Annotated in this window: 16 protein-coding genes and 1 tRNA gene; 4 read left to right on the forward strand and 13 right to left on the reverse strand. The window is 33.5% G+C overall.

Translation table 11 applies throughout. From position 1 onward, the window contains the following. From ABD935_RS11675 to porU, 5 genes are all read right to left on the reverse strand, one after another. Window positions 1-1,635, reverse strand: coding sequence for a pyruvate dehydrogenase complex dihydrolipoamide acetyltransferase (locus ABD935_RS11675; protein ID WP_345192244.1), 1,635 nt, complete (start codon window positions 1,633-1,635; stop codon window positions 1-3). Between the two features lie 3 nt (window positions 1,636-1,638). After that, window positions 1,639-2,637, reverse strand: a complete 999-nt coding sequence (gene pdhA / locus ABD935_RS11680; protein ID WP_345192245.1) for a pyruvate dehydrogenase (acetyl-transferring) E1 component subunit alpha — start codon at window positions 2,635-2,637, stop codon at window positions 1,639-1,641. Window positions 2,638-2,824: 187 nt separating this feature from the next. Further along, entirely contained in the window at window positions 2,825-3,307 is a 483-nt protein-coding gene (cdd, locus tag ABD935_RS11685) for a cytidine deaminase (RefSeq protein ID WP_345192247.1), read from the reverse strand. A 168-nt stretch (window positions 3,308-3,475) separates the two neighbouring features. After that, a complete protein-coding gene (gene porV / locus ABD935_RS11690) occupies window positions 3,476-4,684 on the reverse strand; it encodes a type IX secretion system outer membrane channel protein PorV (protein WP_345192248.1) in 1,209 nt (402 codons plus the stop codon). A gap of 104 nt (window positions 4,685-4,788) precedes the next feature. Further along, the gene (porU, locus tag ABD935_RS11695; protein WP_345192249.1) at window positions 4,789-8,676 is read right to left on the reverse strand and encodes a type IX secretion system sortase PorU; all 3,888 of its coding nucleotides are present in this window, start codon (window positions 8,674-8,676) and stop codon (window positions 4,789-4,791) included. 263 nt (window positions 8,677-8,939) lie between these two features. Here porU and gldJ point away from each other — a divergent pair, with 263 nt between their 5' ends. Both gldJ and ABD935_RS11705 read left to right on the forward strand, forming a co-directional pair. After that, on the forward strand, window positions 8,940-10,634 hold the full coding sequence (gldJ, locus tag ABD935_RS11700; protein WP_345192251.1) for a gliding motility lipoprotein GldJ: 1,695 nt from the start codon (window positions 8,940-8,942) through the stop codon (window positions 10,632-10,634). Between the two features lie 87 nt (window positions 10,635-10,721). Continuing rightward, the gene (locus tag ABD935_RS11705; protein ID WP_345192252.1) at window positions 10,722-12,002 is read left to right on the forward strand and encodes a UDP-N-acetylmuramoyl-tripeptide--D-alanyl-D-alanine ligase; all 1,281 of its coding nucleotides are present in this window, start codon (window positions 10,722-10,724) and stop codon (window positions 12,000-12,002) included. Between the two features lie 122 nt (window positions 12,003-12,124). On the opposite strand, the gene ABD935_RS11710 is transcribed toward ABD935_RS11705, so the two are convergent. Continuing rightward, window positions 12,125-12,577, reverse strand: a complete 453-nt coding sequence (locus ABD935_RS11710) for a fibronectin type III domain-containing protein (protein ID WP_345192254.1) — start codon at window positions 12,575-12,577, stop codon at window positions 12,125-12,127. A gap of 773 nt (window positions 12,578-13,350) precedes the next feature. Here ABD935_RS11710 and ABD935_RS11715 point away from each other — a divergent pair. Together ABD935_RS11715 and ABD935_RS11720 are read left to right on the forward strand one after the other, a co-directional pair. After that, window positions 13,351-14,124, forward strand: a complete 774-nt coding sequence (locus tag ABD935_RS11715; protein WP_345192255.1) for a LuxR C-terminal-related transcriptional regulator — start codon at window positions 13,351-13,353, stop codon at window positions 14,122-14,124. Between the two features lie 8 nt (window positions 14,125-14,132). Further along, window positions 14,133-14,906, forward strand: coding sequence for a LuxR C-terminal-related transcriptional regulator (locus tag ABD935_RS11720; protein ID WP_345192257.1), 774 nt, complete (start codon window positions 14,133-14,135; stop codon window positions 14,904-14,906). Between the two features lie 95 nt (window positions 14,907-15,001). Here ABD935_RS11720 and ABD935_RS11725 read toward each other — a convergent pair whose 3' ends face one another. The 7 genes from ABD935_RS11725 to ABD935_RS11755 form a co-directional block, all read right to left on the reverse strand. Beyond that, window positions 15,002-15,778 carry an alpha/beta fold hydrolase gene (locus ABD935_RS11725; RefSeq protein WP_345192258.1) on the reverse strand — a complete coding sequence of 259 codons (777 nt, stop codon included), beginning with the start codon at window positions 15,776-15,778 and terminating at the stop codon, window positions 15,002-15,004. A gap of 276 nt (window positions 15,779-16,054) precedes the next feature. After that, on the reverse strand, window positions 16,055-16,825 hold the full coding sequence (locus ABD935_RS11730; RefSeq protein WP_345192260.1) for a LuxR C-terminal-related transcriptional regulator: 771 nt from the start codon (window positions 16,823-16,825) through the stop codon (window positions 16,055-16,057). A 113-nt stretch (window positions 16,826-16,938) separates the two neighbouring features. Further along, window positions 16,939-17,013 (reverse strand) — tRNA-Val (locus ABD935_RS11735). A gap of 63 nt (window positions 17,014-17,076) precedes the next feature. Beyond that, window positions 17,077-18,294: a bifunctional folylpolyglutamate synthase/dihydrofolate synthase gene (locus ABD935_RS11740; protein WP_345192261.1), complete on the reverse strand. Its 1,218-nt coding sequence runs from the start codon at window positions 18,292-18,294 to the stop codon at window positions 17,077-17,079. Between the two features lie 4 nt (window positions 18,295-18,298). Next, window positions 18,299-19,147: an energy transducer TonB gene (locus ABD935_RS11745; protein ID WP_345192262.1), complete on the reverse strand. Its 849-nt coding sequence runs from the start codon at window positions 19,145-19,147 to the stop codon at window positions 18,299-18,301. 4 nt (window positions 19,148-19,151) lie between these two features. Continuing rightward, window positions 19,152-19,544: an ExbD/TolR family protein gene (locus ABD935_RS11750; protein ID WP_345192264.1), complete on the reverse strand. Its 393-nt coding sequence runs from the start codon at window positions 19,542-19,544 to the stop codon at window positions 19,152-19,154. A 1-nt stretch (window position 19,545) separates the two neighbouring features. Continuing rightward, window positions 19,546-20,247, reverse strand: a complete 702-nt coding sequence (locus ABD935_RS11755; RefSeq protein ID WP_345192265.1) for a MotA/TolQ/ExbB proton channel family protein — start codon at window positions 20,245-20,247, stop codon at window positions 19,546-19,548. Window positions 20,248-20,352 lie beyond the last annotated feature (105 nt).

The following is a 20,352-nucleotide window of genomic DNA, read 5'->3' on the forward strand; positions in this document are numbered from 1 at the left end:
TTAAACTAACATCGTTACAGGATTCTCAATATATCCTTTTAGTGTTTGAAGGAATTGTGCTCCAGTAGCACCATCAACTGTTCTATGGTCGCATGCTAATGATAATTTCATAGTATTTCCAACAACAATTTGACCGTTTTTAACTACTGGTTTTTCAACAATATTTCCAACAGAAAGAATGGCTGAGTTAGGCTGATTGATAATAGACGTAAACGTATCTATACCAAACATACCTAAGTTAGACACCGTAAATGTGCTGCCTTGCATTTCGTCTGGTGTTAGTTTCTTATTTCTAGCTTTTCCAGCTAAGTCTTTAACTTCCGCACCTATCTGTGGTAGTGTTTGTTCGTTAGCAAACTTAACTACAGGAACAACCAAACCATCTGGTACAGCTACTGCAACACCAATATGCACGTGGTTATTCAAACGCATTTTATCTGCAAACCATTGCGAGTTTACTTGCGGATGTTGTTTTAACGCTAAAGCACAGGCCTTAACTACAATATCGTTATAAGATATTTTTGTATCTGGAATAGAATTGAATTGCGCACGGAATGCCATAGCATTTTCCATATCAAACTCTACACTTAAGTAATAATGAGGTGCTGAAAACTTAGAATTCGTTAATGCTTTCGCAATAGCTTTACGCATTTGCGAGTTATCAACATCATCAAAATCCTCTTGTCCTGAAGGGATAAATTTACCAACCGATGCTGCAGAAGCTGCAGGTTCGTAGTTTTCTATATCTCTTTTTACAATACGTCCGTTTTCTCCAGAACCTTGAACTTTCACCAAGTTAATCCCTTTCTCTTCTGCTAATTTTTTAGCCAATGGAGAAACATATAAACGTCCGTTTGCAGTAACAGGGGTTGGCGCTGGTGCACTAGCTTTTGAAGCCGATGTAGCAGAAGGAGCAGATTTAGATGCTTCTTTTTTAGCTTCGCTCTTTGGCGCTTCTTCTTTTTTAGCTGGTGCTCCAGAAGAAAAATTGGCAGCTACTCCAGAAACATCTGTTCCTGCAGGGCCAATAATAGCTAATAGTTCATCTACTTTTGCAGAATCACCTTCTTGCAATCCTATTTCTAATAAAGTCCCTGATTGGAATGATTCAAATTCCATGGTTGCTTTATCTGTTTCTATTTCTGCTAAAATATCGCCTTCTTCAACCGCATCACCAACTTTCTTTAACCATGTTGCCACAGTTCCTTCTTCCATAGTATCACTTAAACGTGGCATAGTAACTACTATAACACCTTCTGGTAAATCTTGGGTTTCAGTTGAAGCCTCAATTTCTTTAGACTCTTCGGCTGTGCTCAGAGTAATATCTTCTTTCGTTTCTTCTTTTGCTTCCGCGGAAGCGCTACCTCCTCCATTTAACAAACCAGAAATATCTTCTCCTTCATCTCCAATTATGGCTAAAAGCTCATCTACTTTAGTAGTTTCACCTTCTTGAACGCCAATATGAAGCAATGTACCTTCGTTAAAAGATTCAAACTCCATTGTGGCTTTATCTGTTTCAATTTCTGCTAAAATATCGCCTTCCTCAATTTTATCTCCTACTTTTTTTAACCAAGCAGCAACGGTTCCTTCTTCCATTGTGTCGCTTAAACGCGGCATGTTTACTACTATTGCCATATCTTATATTTTGTGTTGAATAAATGGATAATCTTCTTGCTCGTAAACCATATCATAAAGTTGTTGCTTTTCCGGATATGGAGATTCGTCTGCAAATTTTTCACATTCTGCTACACGCTCTTTTACACGTTTATCAATAGCTTTAATATCGTCTACAGAAGCGTATTTCTTATCAAGAATAACATCTTTTACTTGCGTAATCGGGTCAATTTTCTTGTATTCTTGAACCTCATCTTTTGTTCTGTAATGTTGTGCATCACTCATTGAATGCCCTCTATACCTATAGGTCTTTAATTCTAAGAATGTTGGCCCATCTCCTCTACGCGCTCTTTGGATAGCCTCATCAAAAGCTTCAGCAACTTTAATAGGATTCATCCCATCGACTGGTCCACATGGCATATCGTAACCTAAACCTAATTTCCAGATTTCCACATGATTTGCAGTTCTTTCAACAGATGTACCCATAGCATATCCATTGTTTTCACAAACAAAAACAACGGGTAGGTTCCAAAGCATGGCTAAATTAAAAGTTTCATGTAATGAACCTTGTCGAGCAGCACCATCGCCAAAACAACATAAGGTTACTCCATCAACACCATGATATTTATCACCAAAAGCAATACCCGCTCCTAAAGGAATTTGACCTCCAACAATACCATGACCTCCATAAAAACGAAATTCTTTAGAAAAGATATGCATTGAGCCACCCATACCGTTAGAAGTTCCTGTTGCTTTTCCATATAATTCTGCCATAACACGTTTTGGATCTACCCCCATACCAATGGGCTGCACGTGGTTACGGTAAGCTGTAATCATTTTGTCCTTCGTTAAATCCATGGCGTGCAAAGCTCCTGCCAACACTGCTTCTTGACCATTATATAAATGAAGAAACCCTCTTACTTTTTGCTGAATGTATACGGCAGCCAGTTTGTCTTCAAACTTTCTCCAGAATAACATGTCTTCGTACCATTTAAGGTAAACCTCTTTTGTGATTTTTTGCATGGGCTACTATTATGTTTTTAATTTCGCGAAACACAAAAGTAATACATTGAGAGTAATTGCAAAAACCCAATTTGATTAAAGTAGAAAAAATATTAAAAAAACACTCTAAACCAATTAGATTAGTGATTTTTCATAATTAACAACCCATATAACTCATAATGAAATATTTGATAATTTGGAAAACGTATTACAATACTGATTTATCAAAACCCAGTGGCAATAAATTTGAAAGCGAATTGGATTTAGCTACTTTCCCTGTTTCTCCCATAAAGTAAATTTCTATAGGCGTTTCTTGTTTTATTTCATATTCCGCAATAGCCTGCCTACATGCACCACAAGGCGGAATAGGCTCTATTGTTTTCTTTAATTTTGAACCAGCTATTATTGCCATTCTTACAATTTTAGCATTTGGATATTGAGAACCTGCATAATAAATGGCTGTTCGCTCTGCGCATAGACCAGACGGATAGGATGCGTTTTCTTGATTACTTCCTGTAATGATTTTATTATTATCTAAAAGGATAGCTGCACCAACACTAAAATTAGAATACGGCGCATAAGCCTTTCCTCTGGCTTCAATGGCTTTTTGCATTAAAGAGAATGCTTCTTTTGGAAGTTCTTTTATGTTATCGAAAACATATAATGTGGATTCTATTTTTATTTCCCTCATAAGCAAATATATTGAGTAAATTTAAGAAATAAAAAAACACCCCTATAACCCCCTCAAGGCGATATTTTAACAACTGTATTCCAAAATAGTTTTTAAAATTATATTCTTTTGTATAAAAAAACTATTGCTGTTGGCAATAGTTTTTAATATCATTTTATTGAGTCATTTCTAGTATTCTCTATACTCATCAGCACCAATATTAAACGTTAAAGAAAAACGCAACGTGTTCTCTAATGGGCTCTGCACTTTTGAAGCAGAGAATAAGTAAGACAAATCTATATTTACAACATTAGCTTTAAAACCAGCACCTAATGCTAAAAATTTTCTTGCGCCTTTTTCTTCACTTTCATTAAAATAACCTGCTCTAAATGCAAATGAATCTTGATAAAGATACTCTGCACTAAGCGCCCATGTAAATTCTTTTAATTCTTCACTAAACCCATCTGGTGCATCACCGAACGATTGGAACATTCCAGATAAGAAACTTACATCTGGATCTTTACCTTTTACTATGATTGTTGGCTCACTACCATCATTAGCTTGTGATTCATTCCCATCTGCATCTACATAACCCAAAACTGGAGGTGTTGGCACTAATAATTTTGCTATTTCAGCCGTTACAGAAACTTTGTTATAATCATCAAATATAAAATCGAAACCTGCTCCTAAACGCAAATTAGTTGGCTGAAAGTTTTCTTCTCCTAATTCATCATATTTAAACTTCGGTCCTATATTTTGAATGGCAAATCCAGCTCTCCAACGCCCATTGAAATCCGAATACGCTTCTTCTTCACTTTGATAATACCCTGAAATATCAACACCAAAAGTACTTGCAGCCGATGAATCTCCACCTATACCTTGTATTCTTAAATCTGACCTCAAGTAACGCATCCCAACAGACATGGCAAATTGGTCTGATAAGCGTAAAGCATAAGATGCATCTAGAGATAATTCATTAGGCTTTTGTATCCTTGGAGTATCATCAGGTCCATCAACAAATTCAATATCACCTAAAGAGAAATATCTTAAACTTAATGCAAACGCACTACGTTCGTCTATACGATTAAAGTAGGTTACATTTCCTAAAAAAATATCATTTACCAATTTACTTAAGTAGGGTGTATAACTTACACCGACTCCTGATTTAGTTTCAGAAAACGCATATTTTGATGAATTCCATTGTTGTGAAAATGCATCTACGGAAGTTGCAACTCCCATGTCTCCGAGGGCTGCTGCACGTGCATCTGGTGCTATTAACAAAAATGGCACTCCTGTTGTAATTACCCTTCTGTCTTGATTTGGAAAAATAACCGTTTCCTGTGCATTAATTTTTAAAATAAACGTAAACGCTATTAATAGTACTATTTGATTCTTCATGAATTCTTTTTTAATTTTGCAAATATAATTTTTATTTCAATACTCATTTTTTATTTCTTCAACATACTAAAATCATCGATTAAAACACACAAAGCAACTAAAAATCAAAGTATAACGAGTTTCTCTATTTTTTCTACGGTTTTATTTAAAAGATTGGAATGTGCTTTTAGTTTATAAATGTAAACACCCTTACCTATTTTATCTCCAAAATCGTCTCTTCCATCCCAAACCATGTCTCTAGACAAGGAACTTGTGGTAATACCTCCGCCCGTTGTTTGTCCATTTAGTGTTCTTACTAATTTTCCAGACACCGTGAATATCTGTATAGAAACGTCTAAAGGTTCTGAACTATTGTGGTTAAACCAAAATTCTGTGTAATTAACAAATGGATTTGGATAATTAAGCACATTATTTATAACCAAACTTTCATCTTTATCAAATACAATAAACTGAATTTCAGATATTGACGAATTATTATACACATCCCAAGCCTTAAGGGTTAATGTATGTAATCCTGGTTCTAAATCCTTAAATGGAAAAGTTACTGTGCCTTTTGTGTAATCATCAACTTCTGTTTGGTAATAATCATTCAGGATTACTGGGTTTGTTTCATCGCCATCAATTATGGCAACAATATCATGACCAATACCACTAGCGGTGTTTATGCCATTAGAATCCTCCATTTTAGCCAATAAAGTAGGTGATTCGTTGGTTATGCCTCCTGTTACAAAATTTTCATCATTCATGAATATTGACACCACCGGACCTGTATTGTCTTCTACGGCATTTTCATTTAACCCACCAATTTTAACTGTATTAACACTTGCGCCAGCTTGATCTTGGGATAATTCTTGGTTTTTGGAATAGAAACTCACTTTACCAAACCCAACAGGAATACCAATATCTTTAGGCACAACAAAATCAACTTCAAATTGACCATTTTTTACAGATGACTGCCCTCTAAATATAATTTCTCCAAGGGTTGTAAAATCTAACTTTACAAGTTGCCCATTTAAGCGTGTATTGTCATTAGCTAAAGTTTGCCTTTCAATTGATTTATCATATATAGTTGTAGATAGTGTTCCATTATAGTTATTTAACAGGTTGCCTGAAACATCGGTAACTTCGCCTGCTAATTTCACGTAGCTTAAAGCTTTTAATGTATCAGTAGTTTGTCCAATAGGTACATCATTAATTTTTGTTAATTTAATATTTGGTTTAGAGAATGCCAATTTCATGGCAGGATCTCCTATAAAAAACACCAAACGTCTTTGATTCACACCTACTATAGAGGGATCAGCTTTCGCTAATCTTAAAGCTTCTGCCATAGATGGGTATTCATCATCTCCAAAGTTGTCCTTATCACTATAAGAAAATAAATATTCTCCTAGAATATTATTAAATGCAATAGCAAAACTCACAAAAATCTGCCTAGTTGTTGTAATTAAGCCAATAGCTCCTGCTTGTTTATTCCAATATGTAAATTCGCCAGCAGTCTGCCTAAACGGGTTATCAAATCTAGTAAACTCGCAGGTAACCGTAACAAAGCAGTTAAGCTTATAAAAATTACGAAATCCATTAACATCAGGCTTTAACAAAATACGCTCTTGTGCCAAACCGTCTTCACCACCATGCCCAAAATAATTCACGACCAAAGCTCCATTATCAACTGCATTTACAATTTCTGCATTTACTTCGGGATATCTATTTCCTCCAGCAGAAGACTCTTGCTGAAAAGCATCAGAATGAATTTTTACCACATTAATAAATGGTTTTTCTTGTGTTACTAGATTCCCAACATTATCCGTAGTTTCTTGCAGTAAGCCTTCCCAGTCTTTATCAACATCATCAGAAATAACCACAAAATTATTTCGCCAACTTCCAAAAGCTTCTTTTACATAGTACGATTCAACCTTATCAACCATTTCCTTGCCTCTTTGAGGTGTATCTGCTAATATTCTCCCTACCGCTATATCCAACTTATCACTAGTTGACATGCTGCCTTCATTATCATCCATCATACCATAAAAATCATCAGAAATTATGGAAGTCGCTAAGCTAAAACTATTATAAGCATGCCAGGAAGGCACAATATTGGTATTATTAGGAATTCTATCTTTATAATCATAAGATCCGTCACCAAACAAACACAAATATTTTATTCTATTTTCTGGAGCACTGGCATTGTCATAAACATACTTAACCATATTCCTGATAGCCCCAATATCTTGATTACCAGAACTAAACTCATTATATATTTCATCTAAACCTAACGCCTTAACATTTAAACCGTATTGGGTTCTATTAATTTGTGCTAAACGCTCTGCATGATTTATCATATTATTTGGAGACACTATAATGTAATCCACATCCTGAAATTCACCTTGATTATTTTGAAAAATAGTGCCTTTAATATTTTGATTATTTACAACTGTTTTGGAATCAAATTTAGGCACGAAATAATCTGATGGTGAAAGCGCCACATATGTTTTTAAACTCCCAAGAGCAGCAGTAAAGCTTAAATTCGAGTTTTGGTCGGCATTTATATAATTAGCTACATTGTATATATCCGTTACATCCCACACTTCTGAAAGCTGTGAAGCATTGGCTATATTATATTGCCCGATTCCTGATACAGAGGCAACATCGCTGTTTTTAAACTGAAATTGTTTATTAGAAAAATTTAAGGCTCGAGTAGCTTCAATAGATATAAAATCTAAATACCCCATTATGCTCGGGTTTCCTTGATTATCAAAATCCAGTTCTACTGTAATTTTTGATGTATTGACATTAATGTTGTCATTATACGATGCCCCGTTACCAAAATTAGGGCTTGATACACCGGAAAGTGATAATGTAGTTAAGTCAACATTATTTACCTTAATGTTCATTGAACTATCGGATTGAGAAGCAGTAGCCACAAGAACTGTTAAACTTACAGGTTCGGTAGTTACTATATCCGGAAAATCAAATTCAAATTTTTTATTGCTATCTACATCAAATCTATCACCAAACCAACGCCTTCCTAAAGACACCAAATTATAAGCATCAACTTCATGATATTGATAATCTTCAAAAGTATTAATAACCAAATCTACTGTCCCACTAGGCTTTACAAATGGCTGAATACGTTTTCCGTTACCAGAGCCAACATTTATGTAATAATAAGTCTTATCTGTATAGCAGTTAATATTAGTTTGACTATCTGAATTAAAACCATTTGGCCCCTGAGCATAAAACAGAATAAAATCTTCATTATCAAACACCCCATCTTCCTCTCCAACAAATTTTATAGCATTTTCTGGAACACCAAAAGGATAAGCAACAGCATTAGAGTAAGGTATCATACGACCTCCATGGCCATATAGCTTAATAGTTCTAGGGTCTACACTATTTACATTAACCCCTAAACGCTGCAAAAAACTTTTAGATAGCTTAAAAACACCTGTGGTATCTACATAAAACCTGTACCATTCCCCAGAACTTAACACAGAATTAGAAATAATCCCAGACGCCCCTAAATTTTTATTAAAAGCAGACTTTCTAGCTGCAATGCCTCCATTTTTGTAATTTATTTGAAATGAAATGACTCTTTTATAACTGCCATTAGCATCTTTTATAATGGGCGAAAGCTGGAAAAATACATATTTCTTATCCCTTGCTATTGAATTCTCTAAACTAAACTCTAAGGTATCAGGGATTTTATTGACATCCAAATCTTTTAAACTAGCATTAGATATGACTTGGTAGGAAACATTACTTAAAGTTACAGAAGATTCGTTAACAGGACTTTTTGTTTCCCATTGATCAATAAACAGCAAGCCATCTTCAAAATTATATGTAAAATGCGCTTTATTAAATGAAGGTACCTCAACGGAATAACTTCCTCCAGAGAGTATTTGAGAGCCCTCCCAAACCAGACTGTATTTTTTTTGTTGCGCTAATACGACTGCTGAAGTGATCAACAGTAAAAATAAAACTTTCTTTTTCATTGCTAGAATAACGTCATTAACACCATGTTATTATTAAAAAATAACAACAATTTTAAAACTGCTTCAAAAATACAATAATAAATTAGTAAACCATGCGTTAATATAACTCAAATCAATGATAAGAAACAGTAAAATCATCGTTGTAATGTTAAAAAAACAAGACGAAATACATGTTTTTTTGGTTAAAATGTAAAAAATAGCTTGTGTTATTAGCTTTAATTCTTATATTGCACCACCAAAATATTATTAGCTTACTTAAAAGTATGGATATGAAAAAAGTAGTAGCATTCAAGGTTTTATTAGTTTTAGCACTAACAGTGGCTTCAACTGGTTGTAAAAAATCTTCGAGTTCAAAAAATAGCTCTAGAGCTACCGGATGGCAAATCAATTCTAGAGAAGGCGGTTTTCAATACAATTCTGACTTCAAAGAACAAGAAACATCTCCTGGACTAGTATTTATTGAAGGTGGCACATTCACTAAAGGCCGTGTACAAGACGATGTAATGCATGATTGGAACAATAGTCCAAATCAGCAACACGTTCAGTCTTTTTACATGGATGAAACCGAAGTAACTAATGCCATGTACATGGAGTACTTAGATTGGATCAAAAGAGTTTACCCACCATCAGACGAAAATTTCAGAGCTATTTATCACGGAGCTTTACCAGACACCTTAGTTTGGAGAAACCGTTTAGGGTTCAACGAAGTTATGACCGATAACTATTTACGTCACCCTGGCTATGGAGAGTATCCTGTTGTAGGAGTGAGTTGGATTCAAGCTGTTGAGTTTGCTAACTGGCGCACAGACCGTGTTAATGAGTTTAATTTAGAAAAATCAGGCTACTTAAAACGAGACGCAAAAATTATTGATGTAAATGCAGACCAAACGTTTAATACAGATACTTACATTAACGCCCCTACCTTAACCTATGGTGGCAATGAAGAAATTATTAATGGTGATGGTCGTGGTAGAAGAAATGTTAGAACTGATGCTGACGGAAATGAAACTGGTATTTACGCCACTCGTGAAACTGGAATTATTTCTCCTGATTACAGACTACCAACTGAAACAGAATGGGAATATGCCGCATTAGGATTAAGTGAAATTAGAAGTTACAACCTATATCGCGGACGTAAAAAATATCCATGGGACGGTCAATATACACGCTCTGGAAAACGTAAAATTCGTGGCGATCAAATGGCTAACTTTAAGCAAGGAAAAGGTGACTACGGCGGAATTGCAGGTTGGTCTGATGACGGCGCAGATATTACAAACGCTGTTAAATCATACGATCCTAACGATTACGGTTTATATGATATGGCCGGTAATGTTGCTGAATGGGTTGCTGATGTTTACAGACCTATTATTGATGATGAATTTAACGATTTCAACTATTATCGTGGAAATGTTTATACTAAAAATGCATTGAATGAAGATGGCAGTGTAAAAGTTGTAACCTCAGATGATATTGTTTATGACACTTTATCTAACGGAAAAGTAGTTGCAAGAAACTTACCTGGTGAAATATTACAAGTTCCTGTTGATGAGAATGAAACTTATTTAAGAACTAACTTTGATAAAAGTGATGAAATAAACTTTAGAGATGGAGACAAACGTTCTTCTCGTAATTTTGAAAGCTTTGGTGATGACGAAAATGATGAAGAAGGTAAAAAGTCTAACACTAGCAAAATGTACAATTCGCCTAAACACAGCATCACTAGAGATTCTTTAGGTAATATTATTAGAGAATATGATAAAGGAAACAACAGAACATCGTTAATCAATGATGAAGTAAGAGTTTATAAAGGTGGATCATGGAAAGATAGAGAGTACTGGTTAGATCCAGCTCAAAGACGCTATTTTCCGCAAGATATGGCCACAGACTATATTGGTTTTAGATGTGCTATGTCTAGAGTGGGCTCAAAAAGCAAAACGAAAAATAAAAAGAAAAACTAATATTTCTTTATTATAAATTTAAAAGTCCTAGCATTTGTTAGGACTTTTTTTATACATTTATTTTCACAAACAAATCCACTTCAACTTTTGAAAATAGAACATATTCATCGTCTTTTCTTAGCATGTCATTCGGTATGTACAGATACTAGAAAACTTCAAAAAAACGCTATGTTTTTCGCGCTTAAAGGCGCTAATTTTAATGGAAATACCTATGCCGAAAAGGCACTAAAAAACGGTGCTAAATATGCTATTGTTGACGAAACGGAATTTAACACATCGTCTAAAACCATTCTAGTTGACAATGTTCTCGAAACACTACAAAAACTAGCTGCTTTCCATAGAATTTATTTAAGCACACCTATTATTGCCCTTACGGGAAGTAATGGAAAAACGACCACTAAAGAGCTTATTAATGCAGTACTATCACTAAAATTTAAGACCACAGCTACCATTGGAAATTTAAACAACCATATTGGTGTTCCGTTAACGCTTCTGTCTATGACAAAAGATACCGAAATTGGTATTGTTGAAATGGGTGCTAATCATCAAAAAGAAATTGAATTTTTATGCAGTTTAGCAACACCTGATTATGGATATATTACAAACTTTGGAAAAGCTCACTTAGAAGGTTTTGGTGGTATAGAAGGCGTTATTAAAGGCAAAAGCGAAATGTATGAATATTTGATTGCTCATAATAAAACCATTTTTGTTAATGCCAATGATGCTATTCAAGTTGAGAAAACTAAAGATGCCAACCGATTTTCTTTTGGAAATCGAATTGAAGGAACAGATGTTTCGATAAACTTTTTGGATGCGCAACCTTTTGTAACATGTTTATATAACGGTTTAGATATTCAAAGTCAATTAATAGGCGATTATAACTTTAACAATATGGCTGCCGCTATTGCTATTGGGAACTATTTTAAAGTAGATGATTCTACCATTAAAGCAGCTATAGAGAATTACATCCCTACTAACAATCGGTCTCAAATTATAGAAAAAGGCTCGAATAAAATTATTTTAGATGCCTATAATGCCAATCCTACCAGTATGCGAGCTGCATTATTGAATTTTGAAAAACAGAAAGGACATAAAATTGCTATTCTTGGCGATATGTTTGAATTGGGCAATGAAGCTGAGAGAGAACACCAAAACATAACAGATTTGGCAATATCTTTAGAGATAAACGACATTATTTTAGTTGGGGAGAATTTTTATAAATCTAATGCAAAGTCAAGCAAATCAAAACAATTTAAAACTTTTGATGATTTTAAAACTAGCTTTGATTTATCTGAAATTAAAAATGCTACACTTTTAATAAAAGGCTCTCGTGGCATGGCATTAGAACGGGTTTTAGATTTGAGTTAAATAATAAGAATATATGCAAATACATATAAAGTGAAACTAAGCATAATACCAAAAACAAAAAACTTACAAAAACTGGATAACTTGCACCTTAATTATTTGAAATCAATAAAATTGTTTAATGTTTAGTAATATTCCCAATAACAGTCATCATACAAATAATAACCCCGATAATCATAAACAGGATAGCAGTTATAATACCAATCAGGGATATAAGGGGCTGTTGGTGTTACAGCATTAGATACTGAACTTGCCATACTTGTACCAATAGCATTTGTGGCTGTTACCGTAAAGGCGTACTCTGTACCATTTGTAAGTCCCGCTACGGTAATTGTACCGCTTTCTGCTTGCTCTAGTGTGCCAATAATATTATCTGGCCTGGAAGTAGCTGTATATCCTGTTATTATTGAACCACCATCACTTGATGGTGCTGTAAATGTTATTATTGCTTCTGCATCTCCTGCAGTGGCTGTTCCTATTAAAGGTACATCCGGTGGTGTATTTGGATCATCTTTTGAACAAGATAACATTACAGTTAATGTTAAAAGTATAAATAATAGTTTTATTGTTGCTTTCATAATTGGTTAGTTAGGTTGTAAATATTATTATTGGTTAGATTACTTAGATGTCTTTATTGTCTTTATTAGTAGTATTATCATCACTACTGCACGCCATAATGGTAATTAACAATAAACTTAGTGTAAGTACCCTTTTTAAATGTTTCATATTCGTTGGCTTTTAGTCAAAAGCAATAATTTCAAAAACAGCACAAAACTGTTTTCTATAAAGACAGCAAAAGATTAGGCCGTAAAATTGCAGTAGCTACTATTTACTATTAGAAAGAGTTTATTGAAAAGTTACAGGAAATACTAAAACAAAAAAGTGCCTAAGCTAAATCACTAACTCAAATAATCATCACTTAGACACTTGTTTTGTCGTTCTCCCTAAGAACTAATTAATAGCATTACAAATTTCAGATAGTTAGGGGAAATTCACAATACCTAGTTTTAGGTATATTTATAAATACGCGCATTTTTTAACCTAATTTATTTGCCATTCATCGACTTTAGAAATCATCCTTAAAAAAACACTTGAGCATTTTTTAAGCTTTTGAGAGATTCTATAAGGTACTATTGTTGATATATTCTTACTTTGTTATTCAAAAGTTTAAAATCTATAAGTTTCATAAGGACCACCTATCAAGTTTATAGTCTGTTGCATAAAGCTCAAACCCAATGAATATATTAAAAACATCCGTTTCACACCAAAAAATTACCTTTAAGCGGAAATCATTAACCATTTAATTCCTTTTTAGATATATTTAAACATATAGGTTAACAACTAATTATATATGATAAATAAAAATGCTTTAAAAGTTACTAGAGTTTGGGAAACTGGAAATAAAATTTTACTTCCTAGTAACAAGAAAGTTTTTATTGAACTCATTGAACAGATAGCTTCACTATTTTCGGTTGGTTCGTTTTATTATTATATCATTAATTTTCATGAATTAAAAATGGATTATGTGTTTGAAAGTATTTCTGATATTCTTGGAATACCACCAGAAAGCTTTACAATAAACAAACTACTGGAAATAATGCACCCTGAAGATTTGGCAAGAATGCCTGAAAAGGAAGCTTTTGCTACCAGTTTTCTTTTTGGTGATATCACTAAAGAGCAATTACCTGACTATAAAGTGGTTTATTTAATGCGCTTAAAACACACCAATGGAAGTTATAAAACCATTTTACATCAAGCACAGTCCATTGTCACTTCTAAAGACGGTAAGATTGAAAAAGTTTTAGGCGTACATACAGATGTTACATATCTTAACATGCCTTTTGACAACAAGATTGCCTTTATAAGCCATAAATACCCTTCATTTTATTACAGAGACACTAAAAAAGGCTATAAACTTATTGAAAAAGACCGCTTCAATTTTTCAAAACGAGAATTAGAAATAATTGATTTATTGGCTAAAGGCAACAAGGCTAAAGATATTTCAGAACTATTATGCATTTCACCTTTAACAGTAAACACACATAAACGAAACATTTTCAGGAAAGCTGATTGTAAAAACACAAGCGAGCTTATAGCCATTTGTTTAAGAGAGGGACTTATTTAATAGCACTTATGAAATCAACAGATATAAAAAAAGTTTATAATACTTGGGAAGCAAAAAATAAAATCTTTGAACCTGACTTTAAAGAACCCTTATTGGATTTTGTTGACCAGATAGCCTCCTTACTTTCGCCTGGCGATTTTTATTACTATATTGTGAATTTTGCTACCTACAAAATGGAATTTGTAAGTGATGGTGTAAAAAAAGTTTTAGGCATTAAGCCAGATGAATTTTCAATTGACAGATTATTTTCTTTAATGCACCCAGAGGATTTGAAAAACCTACATATAAAAGAGCGTGCTGCTATTAATTTTAAATTAGAAAAGATCCCTATTGAAGATATAACAAAATACAAAACCGTTTACTTAATGCGGATGCAACTTGATGACAATACAGAAAAGGTCCTACTGCATCAATCTAAAGCACTAAGCGTCTCTAAAGATGGTAAAGTTCAACAAGTCATGGGTGTTCACACCGATGTAAGCCATTTTAATGTTATAAATGACCACAAAGTTTCTTTTATTGGATTTAAGCGTCCTAATTATTATTATGATGAAAAAAATGACACTTTTAATCTTATAGCAAATGTTGACACTGTTTTTAGCAAACGAGAAAAAGAAGTTCTTAATGCAATTGCTAAAGGGAAAAAAAATTCTGAGATAGCGCACTATTTGCATATTTCAATACATACCATAAACACACATAAACGAAACATTCTACGAAAAACAAACTGTAAGAATACACCAGAGCTCATAGCAAAGTGTCTTAGAGAAGGTATTATTTAGATTCCCGTTATTATTGTTTAATAATAATTCATTAATCTTTTGATTTTAAGGGAATATGAGTTTAATGCATAATTAAATGTAGAGCTTAGTTTTTTTTAGTAAAAAGTTTTTAAAACTATTTTATTAAGCGTATCAATAAATTCTTTTGGTTTTTCAATACTTGGATAGTGGCCACAGTCTTCAAACTTTATAAGTTCGCAGGTTTTAACGCTCTTGTTTTCAATCATTTCCAAATACTCAGGATTCACACTAGGATCTTGTTTTCCTGCAATAATAAATTTTGGCAGCTCAAGATTGGTAAAAATAGCATATTGGTCTAGAAATTTATCTTCAGCTACATCCATAGTAATTGCTTTTCGTACTTTGGGATTAGCTAGCTTAAAATCCTTTATTAATATATGTGCGTTTTCTTTATTATATAATGCTTGATGTATGGCGGACTCTATTTCAGTATCAGTCGGATTTTCGGTAAAAAAAGTTTGCAATGCATCCACTGGTAAAAAAGCTTCTTCTAGATTAAGCGGCTTTTTAAGAGGTGGAGTTCCAAAAATAACCAAGCCCTTTAACCGATTCACTTCCTGAGCAACTTCAATAACTAGATGCCCTCCAAGCGAATTACCAACTAATAAAATATCATCATCTATACGACTTAACAAATCTATGAGCTTCGCTCTGTATACTTCTATTGAAAAGTCTTTTACTTCATGTCCTAAATTAGCATTAATACCATGACCCGGCAAATCAACAGCTATTTTTGTTTGAGGAATAGATTTACATTTTAGAACTTCGTCAAAAACAAAGGATGAAGATGAATTACCATGAATAAAAACAATAGTCCCTCTTACTTGTCCTTTCTCAATATTGTATGTCATATAAAATTATCTAAAAGTTTCAAAAAGGATGGATGTTTATTGCGCTTATGAAAATTTCAATACAAGTAAAACCTAAAAAGCGCCTGATTAAACTAATAAACAGACACTTTCTAATAAATTCTCCCTAAGAACTAATTAATAGCACTGTAAAGATGCGTGATATAAACAAAAAGCGCAATACTCAATTTGAGTATTTTTATGATTTTTCGATGAAACACATCAATTATTAGACAACATGAATATCTAATAATAATATTAGTTTTCCCATAACAATCTCTAAATTAGATTCTTATTCATTTTAAGCATCCCAATTAATTCTCCTGTTGAAGATATATTTAATTTTTTCAAAATATTTCTTCTGTGCGTATCAACCGTATTAGCACTTATATTTAATTTTTCAGCTATAGTTTTACTTGAATCATACAGAGCCAACAATCTAATAATATCACGTTCTCTATTACTAATTCCTGCCGAAAGCAATTTTTGAGAAAAATTATTAAAATACACCGTCTCATATTCATCGTTATCATTTAACAATTTTGCTGATGCACATATTTGCAATTTAATCTCTGGTGATAGGACTGTATAATGCGCAAGTCCTATTACCGGTTTATTAGTACTATCAAACTCCAAAGGCGTGGTGTTTTGAATAATATTTACATACTCATTATTACCGTTTTTAAATCGATAATTCCATGTATAACTCATTCTAATCCGATCTTCCTCTTTAATTTCACTAAGTGTAAACTTCATAAGCTCATTTAAAGCCATAAGCCATTTCTCTAAATCATCAGGATGCATTCTGCTCCAAAAATACTTCATACCCTTGGTTTGTAATTCTGCACTATCTAAACCCAAACATGCTTTAGTATTTTTACTGATGTATTCAAATGACAAATCTTGTGTATTGGTTATGCAAAAAAAAGTAGAACTGTAAGGTAGATAAGCATCTAACTCTATTAATTTTTCGATATGTTTTTCTAATGAAGGATGACCATGAGACTCAAAAATAGTCTTGTAGGCTTCTTTAATATTACTTTCGTTCATTCAGAGAGATTTCTTTAAAAGTAATAAAAAAACGTTGGAACTAAAGAAAACAATTACTTATTTACAATTAAGGTATAAAAAAAATCCTAAAGTACATACTTTAGGATTTTCTGTGGGCGACAAGGGATTCGAACCCCTGACCCCTTGGGTGTAAACCAAGTGCTCTGAACCAACTGAGCTAGTCGCCCTAATTATAGGAGGTGCAAATATAATCTAGTTTTTAATATTGCAAAAGCTTTTTTAATAAAATTTTAAATTATTTCTGCTACTACAAATGTACTACCTCCAATGAATACAAAATCATTTGCATCTGCATTTTTCAAAGCTGATTTATGGGCTTCGTTTACAGAGCTATAGGCTTCGCCTTTCAAATTATGTTGATTGAAAATTTGTTTTAATCTCAAGGCCTCTAAACCTCTTGGAATATCTGGTTTACAGAAATAATACCTGGCATTTCTGGGCAATAAATCTACAATAGAATCTAAATCCTTATCATTTACAACGCCAAAAACAATATGCAACGATTTAAAAGCTTCATTTGAAATTTGCTCCATCACATAACTTAAGCCTTCTCTGTTATGCCCTGTATCACAAACAACTTTAGGCGCCTCATTTAAAACTTGCCAACGCCCCAATAAACCTGTGTTTTTTACTACGCTTAACAAACCTTGCTTAATATTTTGCTCAGATATCCTATACCCTTTTTGCTGAAGTTCTTTAACCGCTTGGACAACTGTTTTAATATTTTTAACTTGATAACTTCCTATTAAATCAGATTTATAAATTTCAAAAACTTCTTTATCTGCAAAAACAATTTTTGAGTTATTGGTTTTTGCTAAATTGTTGAAAATTGGTTTTGTTTCTTTTTGAGTTTCACCAATAACTACAGGAATATTTGGTTTTATTATACCACCTTTTTCAAAAGCAATAGCTTCTATAGTATCTCCTAAAAACTGTGTGTGGTCAAGTCCTATATTAGTAATTACTGAAACCTCGGGTGTAATTATATTTGTTGAATCTAATCGACCTCCCAATCCAACTTCTATAATAGCAATATCAACTTTTTGTTTAGTGAAATAATCAAATGCCATGCCTACGGTCATTTCGAAAAAAGACAATTTATTAGCCTCAAAAAAAGGACGATTACGTTTTATAAAACCAATAACAAACTGTTTGGTGACTTCTTTTCCATTAATTTTAATTCGCTCTCTAAAATCTTTTAAATGTGGAGACGTATAAAGCCCTACCCTATATCCTGCTTCTTGAAGAATAGATGCCAACATGTGGCTTGTAGACCCTTTTCCGTTAGTTCCAGCAACATGAACAGATTTGAAGCCTCTCTCAGGAAAATTTAAATGAGCTGATAATTTTATAGTATTTGATAAATCTTTTTTGAAGGCTACTTTCCCCTGTCGTTGATACATTGGCAGTTGAGAAAACATCCAATTGAGCGTATCTTGATACGTCATTATACTATTGACTTAATTTAAAATTAACACTAACAAAACCTATTTGGCGTGAAGGTGCCTTAGAATCCGCTGGCCATTTATGGGACATCGCTATTTTTTTTGCAGGAACTAATAAACATTCTGCTGTATTTGTTGTACCTCTTTGACCAGGTTCGGCTGAAATTACATTTCCACTTTGATTTACAATAATCTTAACAATGACCATCCCAGATTCATTACAATCTTGTTTTAGCTTTTTAAAAGAGGCGCGCCCTCTGCCGTTTAGGCCATAACCAACGCCATCACTTCCTGTACCTTGTCCACCGAAATAACTTGACGCATAAGGGTTACCGTCTAATTGCCCTTTATCACCTGAATTATTATCATTGCCTTCGCTACCCGTTTCACTGCCTTCAGATTTGCTTACACCACCAATTAAAGCATCCAATTTTTTCTTTTTTTCTTCTTGCTCACGCTTTTCTTTGGCAATTCTATCAGCTTCCGCCTTAGTTTTGGCATCTGCAATGGCTTTTGCTTTTGCTTCAGCTTGTTTTTCTTTTTTAATAGCTATAGACTCCAAATCTTGCTGCGTTAACACCTCCTCTTTAGTTTCAGCCGTTTTTGTTGGTTCAGATTTTGAAACATCAGGCTGTGGCGGTTCTTCAATTTTACGAGGTTCAGATTTCACTGATTTTAAAGGCTGCACATTGCCATTGCCAAAATCTGAATTACCAAAGTTTACTGCAACACCATACTCTTCTGGCGGATCCATATATGTTGTGCCAACCACAAATAGCAATAACAACATAATAACGGCTATTAGAGCTGTTAATCTTGCTGAATTCTTTTCGTGTTTGGTTTCAAAATACTTCATTATCCTATTTAGGCTTTACTGCTAAAATGACCTTAAATTTATTTCTATTGGCTATATCCATGACCTTAACCACGTTTTCAACTGGCACAGATTTTTCTGCTCTTAAAACAATGGTTGGGTTTTCTTTTGAAGATAACGCTGCCAATAATTCGTTTTCTAGAACACTTTCGCCTACTCGTTTTTGATCTATATAATAGGTCAAATCCTTTTTTATACTAACTGCTACAGACTTTTTGTTTTCTGTCTTGCCACTGGCTTTTGGCAACAAGATATCAATAGCATTGGTAGTCACTAAAGTAGAAGCAATCATAAAAAAGATAAGTAATAAGAATACAATATCTGTCATTGATGACATATTGAATTCTGGCGTAACTTTATTTCTTCCTCTAAAGTTCATACTACGTAGGTTCGTTTAGGTGATCTAAAAATTCTAATGAATTCGCTTCCATTTGGTAAACGACTTTATCGGTTTTAACGACTAAGTGATTGTATGCCATATAAGCAACAATACCTACTATTAAACCTGCAACAGTAGTGGTCATAGCTGTATATAAACCACTTGCTAAAACATCCATTTGAATAGTACCTCCTGCATTAGCCAATTCAAATATGGCCAATATCATTCCTATTACTGTTCCAAGAAAACCAATCATGGGTGCTGCACCTGAAATAGTTGCCAGAATACTCACGTTTTTTTCTAATCCGTAAATTTCTAGACGCCCTGCGTTTTCAATCGCTGTATTAATATCAGCAAGTGGTTTTCCTATTCTGGAAATCCCTTTACCAATCAATCTTGACACTGGCGAATTTTGTTGCGCACATAGTATTTGAGCAGAATCAATTTTACCATGACTGACATGGTCTTTAATTTGATTCATAAAATTAGCATCTACTTGCGACGCTGCTTTTATAGCAAATATGCGTTCAAAATAAATATAAATAGCACCGACTAATAGCAAAAACAGAACAGCTATAATAACTTGTCCTGCAGCACCACCACTACTTATTAATTCTATTATTGAAAGTGTTTTTTCAACAGATTCGCCATCTGTCAGCAATTCTGTGCCTTCTTGTGTATTTTGTAATAATGTATTTAGCATATAATATTAAAATTTATTGCAACTGTATAACGCCTATTTTTTTATTAAAGTATAGAATTCATAGTAATAATCAATTAGCATGCCGCATGTTTCCGTGAAAGCGAA

The organism is Algibacter agarivorans, assembly GCF_039543245.1.
In the GTDB taxonomy this organism is placed as follows: Bacteria; Bacteroidota; Bacteroidia; order Flavobacteriales; family Flavobacteriaceae; genus Algibacter_G; species Algibacter_G agarivorans.

What these genes read in the sequence shown, in the direction of transcription:
- gldJ (WP_345192251.1), top strand. Translation starts at nt 8,940, where the DNA reads ATGGATATGAAAAAAGTAGTAGCATTCAAGGTTTTATTAGTTTTAGCA.
- ABD935_RS11710 (WP_345192254.1), bottom strand. Translation starts at nt 12,577, where the DNA reads ATGAAAGCAACAATAAAACTATTATTTATACTTTTAACATTAACTGTA.
- ABD935_RS11675 (WP_345192244.1), bottom strand. Translation starts at nt 1,635, where the DNA reads ATGGCAATAGTAGTAAACATGCCGCGTTTAAGCGACACAATGGAAGAA.
- pdhA (WP_345192245.1), bottom strand. Translation starts at nt 2,637, where the DNA reads ATGCAAAAAATCACAAAAGAGGTTTACCTTAAATGGTACGAAGACATG.
- cdd (WP_345192247.1), bottom strand. Translation starts at nt 3,307, where the DNA reads ATGAGGGAAATAAAAATAGAATCCACATTATATGTTTTCGATAACATA.
- porV (WP_345192248.1), bottom strand. Translation starts at nt 4,684, where the DNA reads ATGAAGAATCAAATAGTACTATTAATAGCGTTTACGTTTATTTTAAAA.
- ABD935_RS11730 (WP_345192260.1), bottom strand. Translation starts at nt 16,825, where the DNA reads ATGAACGAAAGTAATATTAAAGAAGCCTACAAGACTATTTTTGAGTCT.
- porU (WP_345192249.1), bottom strand. Translation starts at nt 8,676, where the DNA reads ATGAAAAAGAAAGTTTTATTTTTACTGTTGATCACTTCAGCAGTCGTA.
- ABD935_RS11745 (WP_345192262.1), bottom strand. Translation starts at nt 19,147, where the DNA reads ATGAAGTATTTTGAAACCAAACACGAAAAGAATTCAGCAAGATTAACA.
- ABD935_RS11755 (WP_345192265.1), bottom strand. Translation starts at nt 20,247, where the DNA reads ATGCTAAATACATTATTACAAAATACACAAGAAGGCACAGAATTGCTG.
- ABD935_RS11725 (WP_345192258.1), bottom strand. Translation starts at nt 15,778, where the DNA reads ATGACATACAATATTGAGAAAGGACAAGTAAGAGGGACTATTGTTTTT.
- ABD935_RS11715 (WP_345192255.1), top strand. Translation starts at nt 13,351, where the DNA reads ATGATAAATAAAAATGCTTTAAAAGTTACTAGAGTTTGGGAAACTGGA.
- ABD935_RS11720 (WP_345192257.1), top strand. Translation starts at nt 14,133, where the DNA reads ATGAAATCAACAGATATAAAAAAAGTTTATAATACTTGGGAAGCAAAA.
- ABD935_RS11740 (WP_345192261.1), bottom strand. Translation starts at nt 18,294, where the DNA reads ATGACGTATCAAGATACGCTCAATTGGATGTTTTCTCAACTGCCAATG.
- ABD935_RS11750 (WP_345192264.1), bottom strand. Translation starts at nt 19,544, where the DNA reads ATGAACTTTAGAGGAAGAAATAAAGTTACGCCAGAATTCAATATGTCA.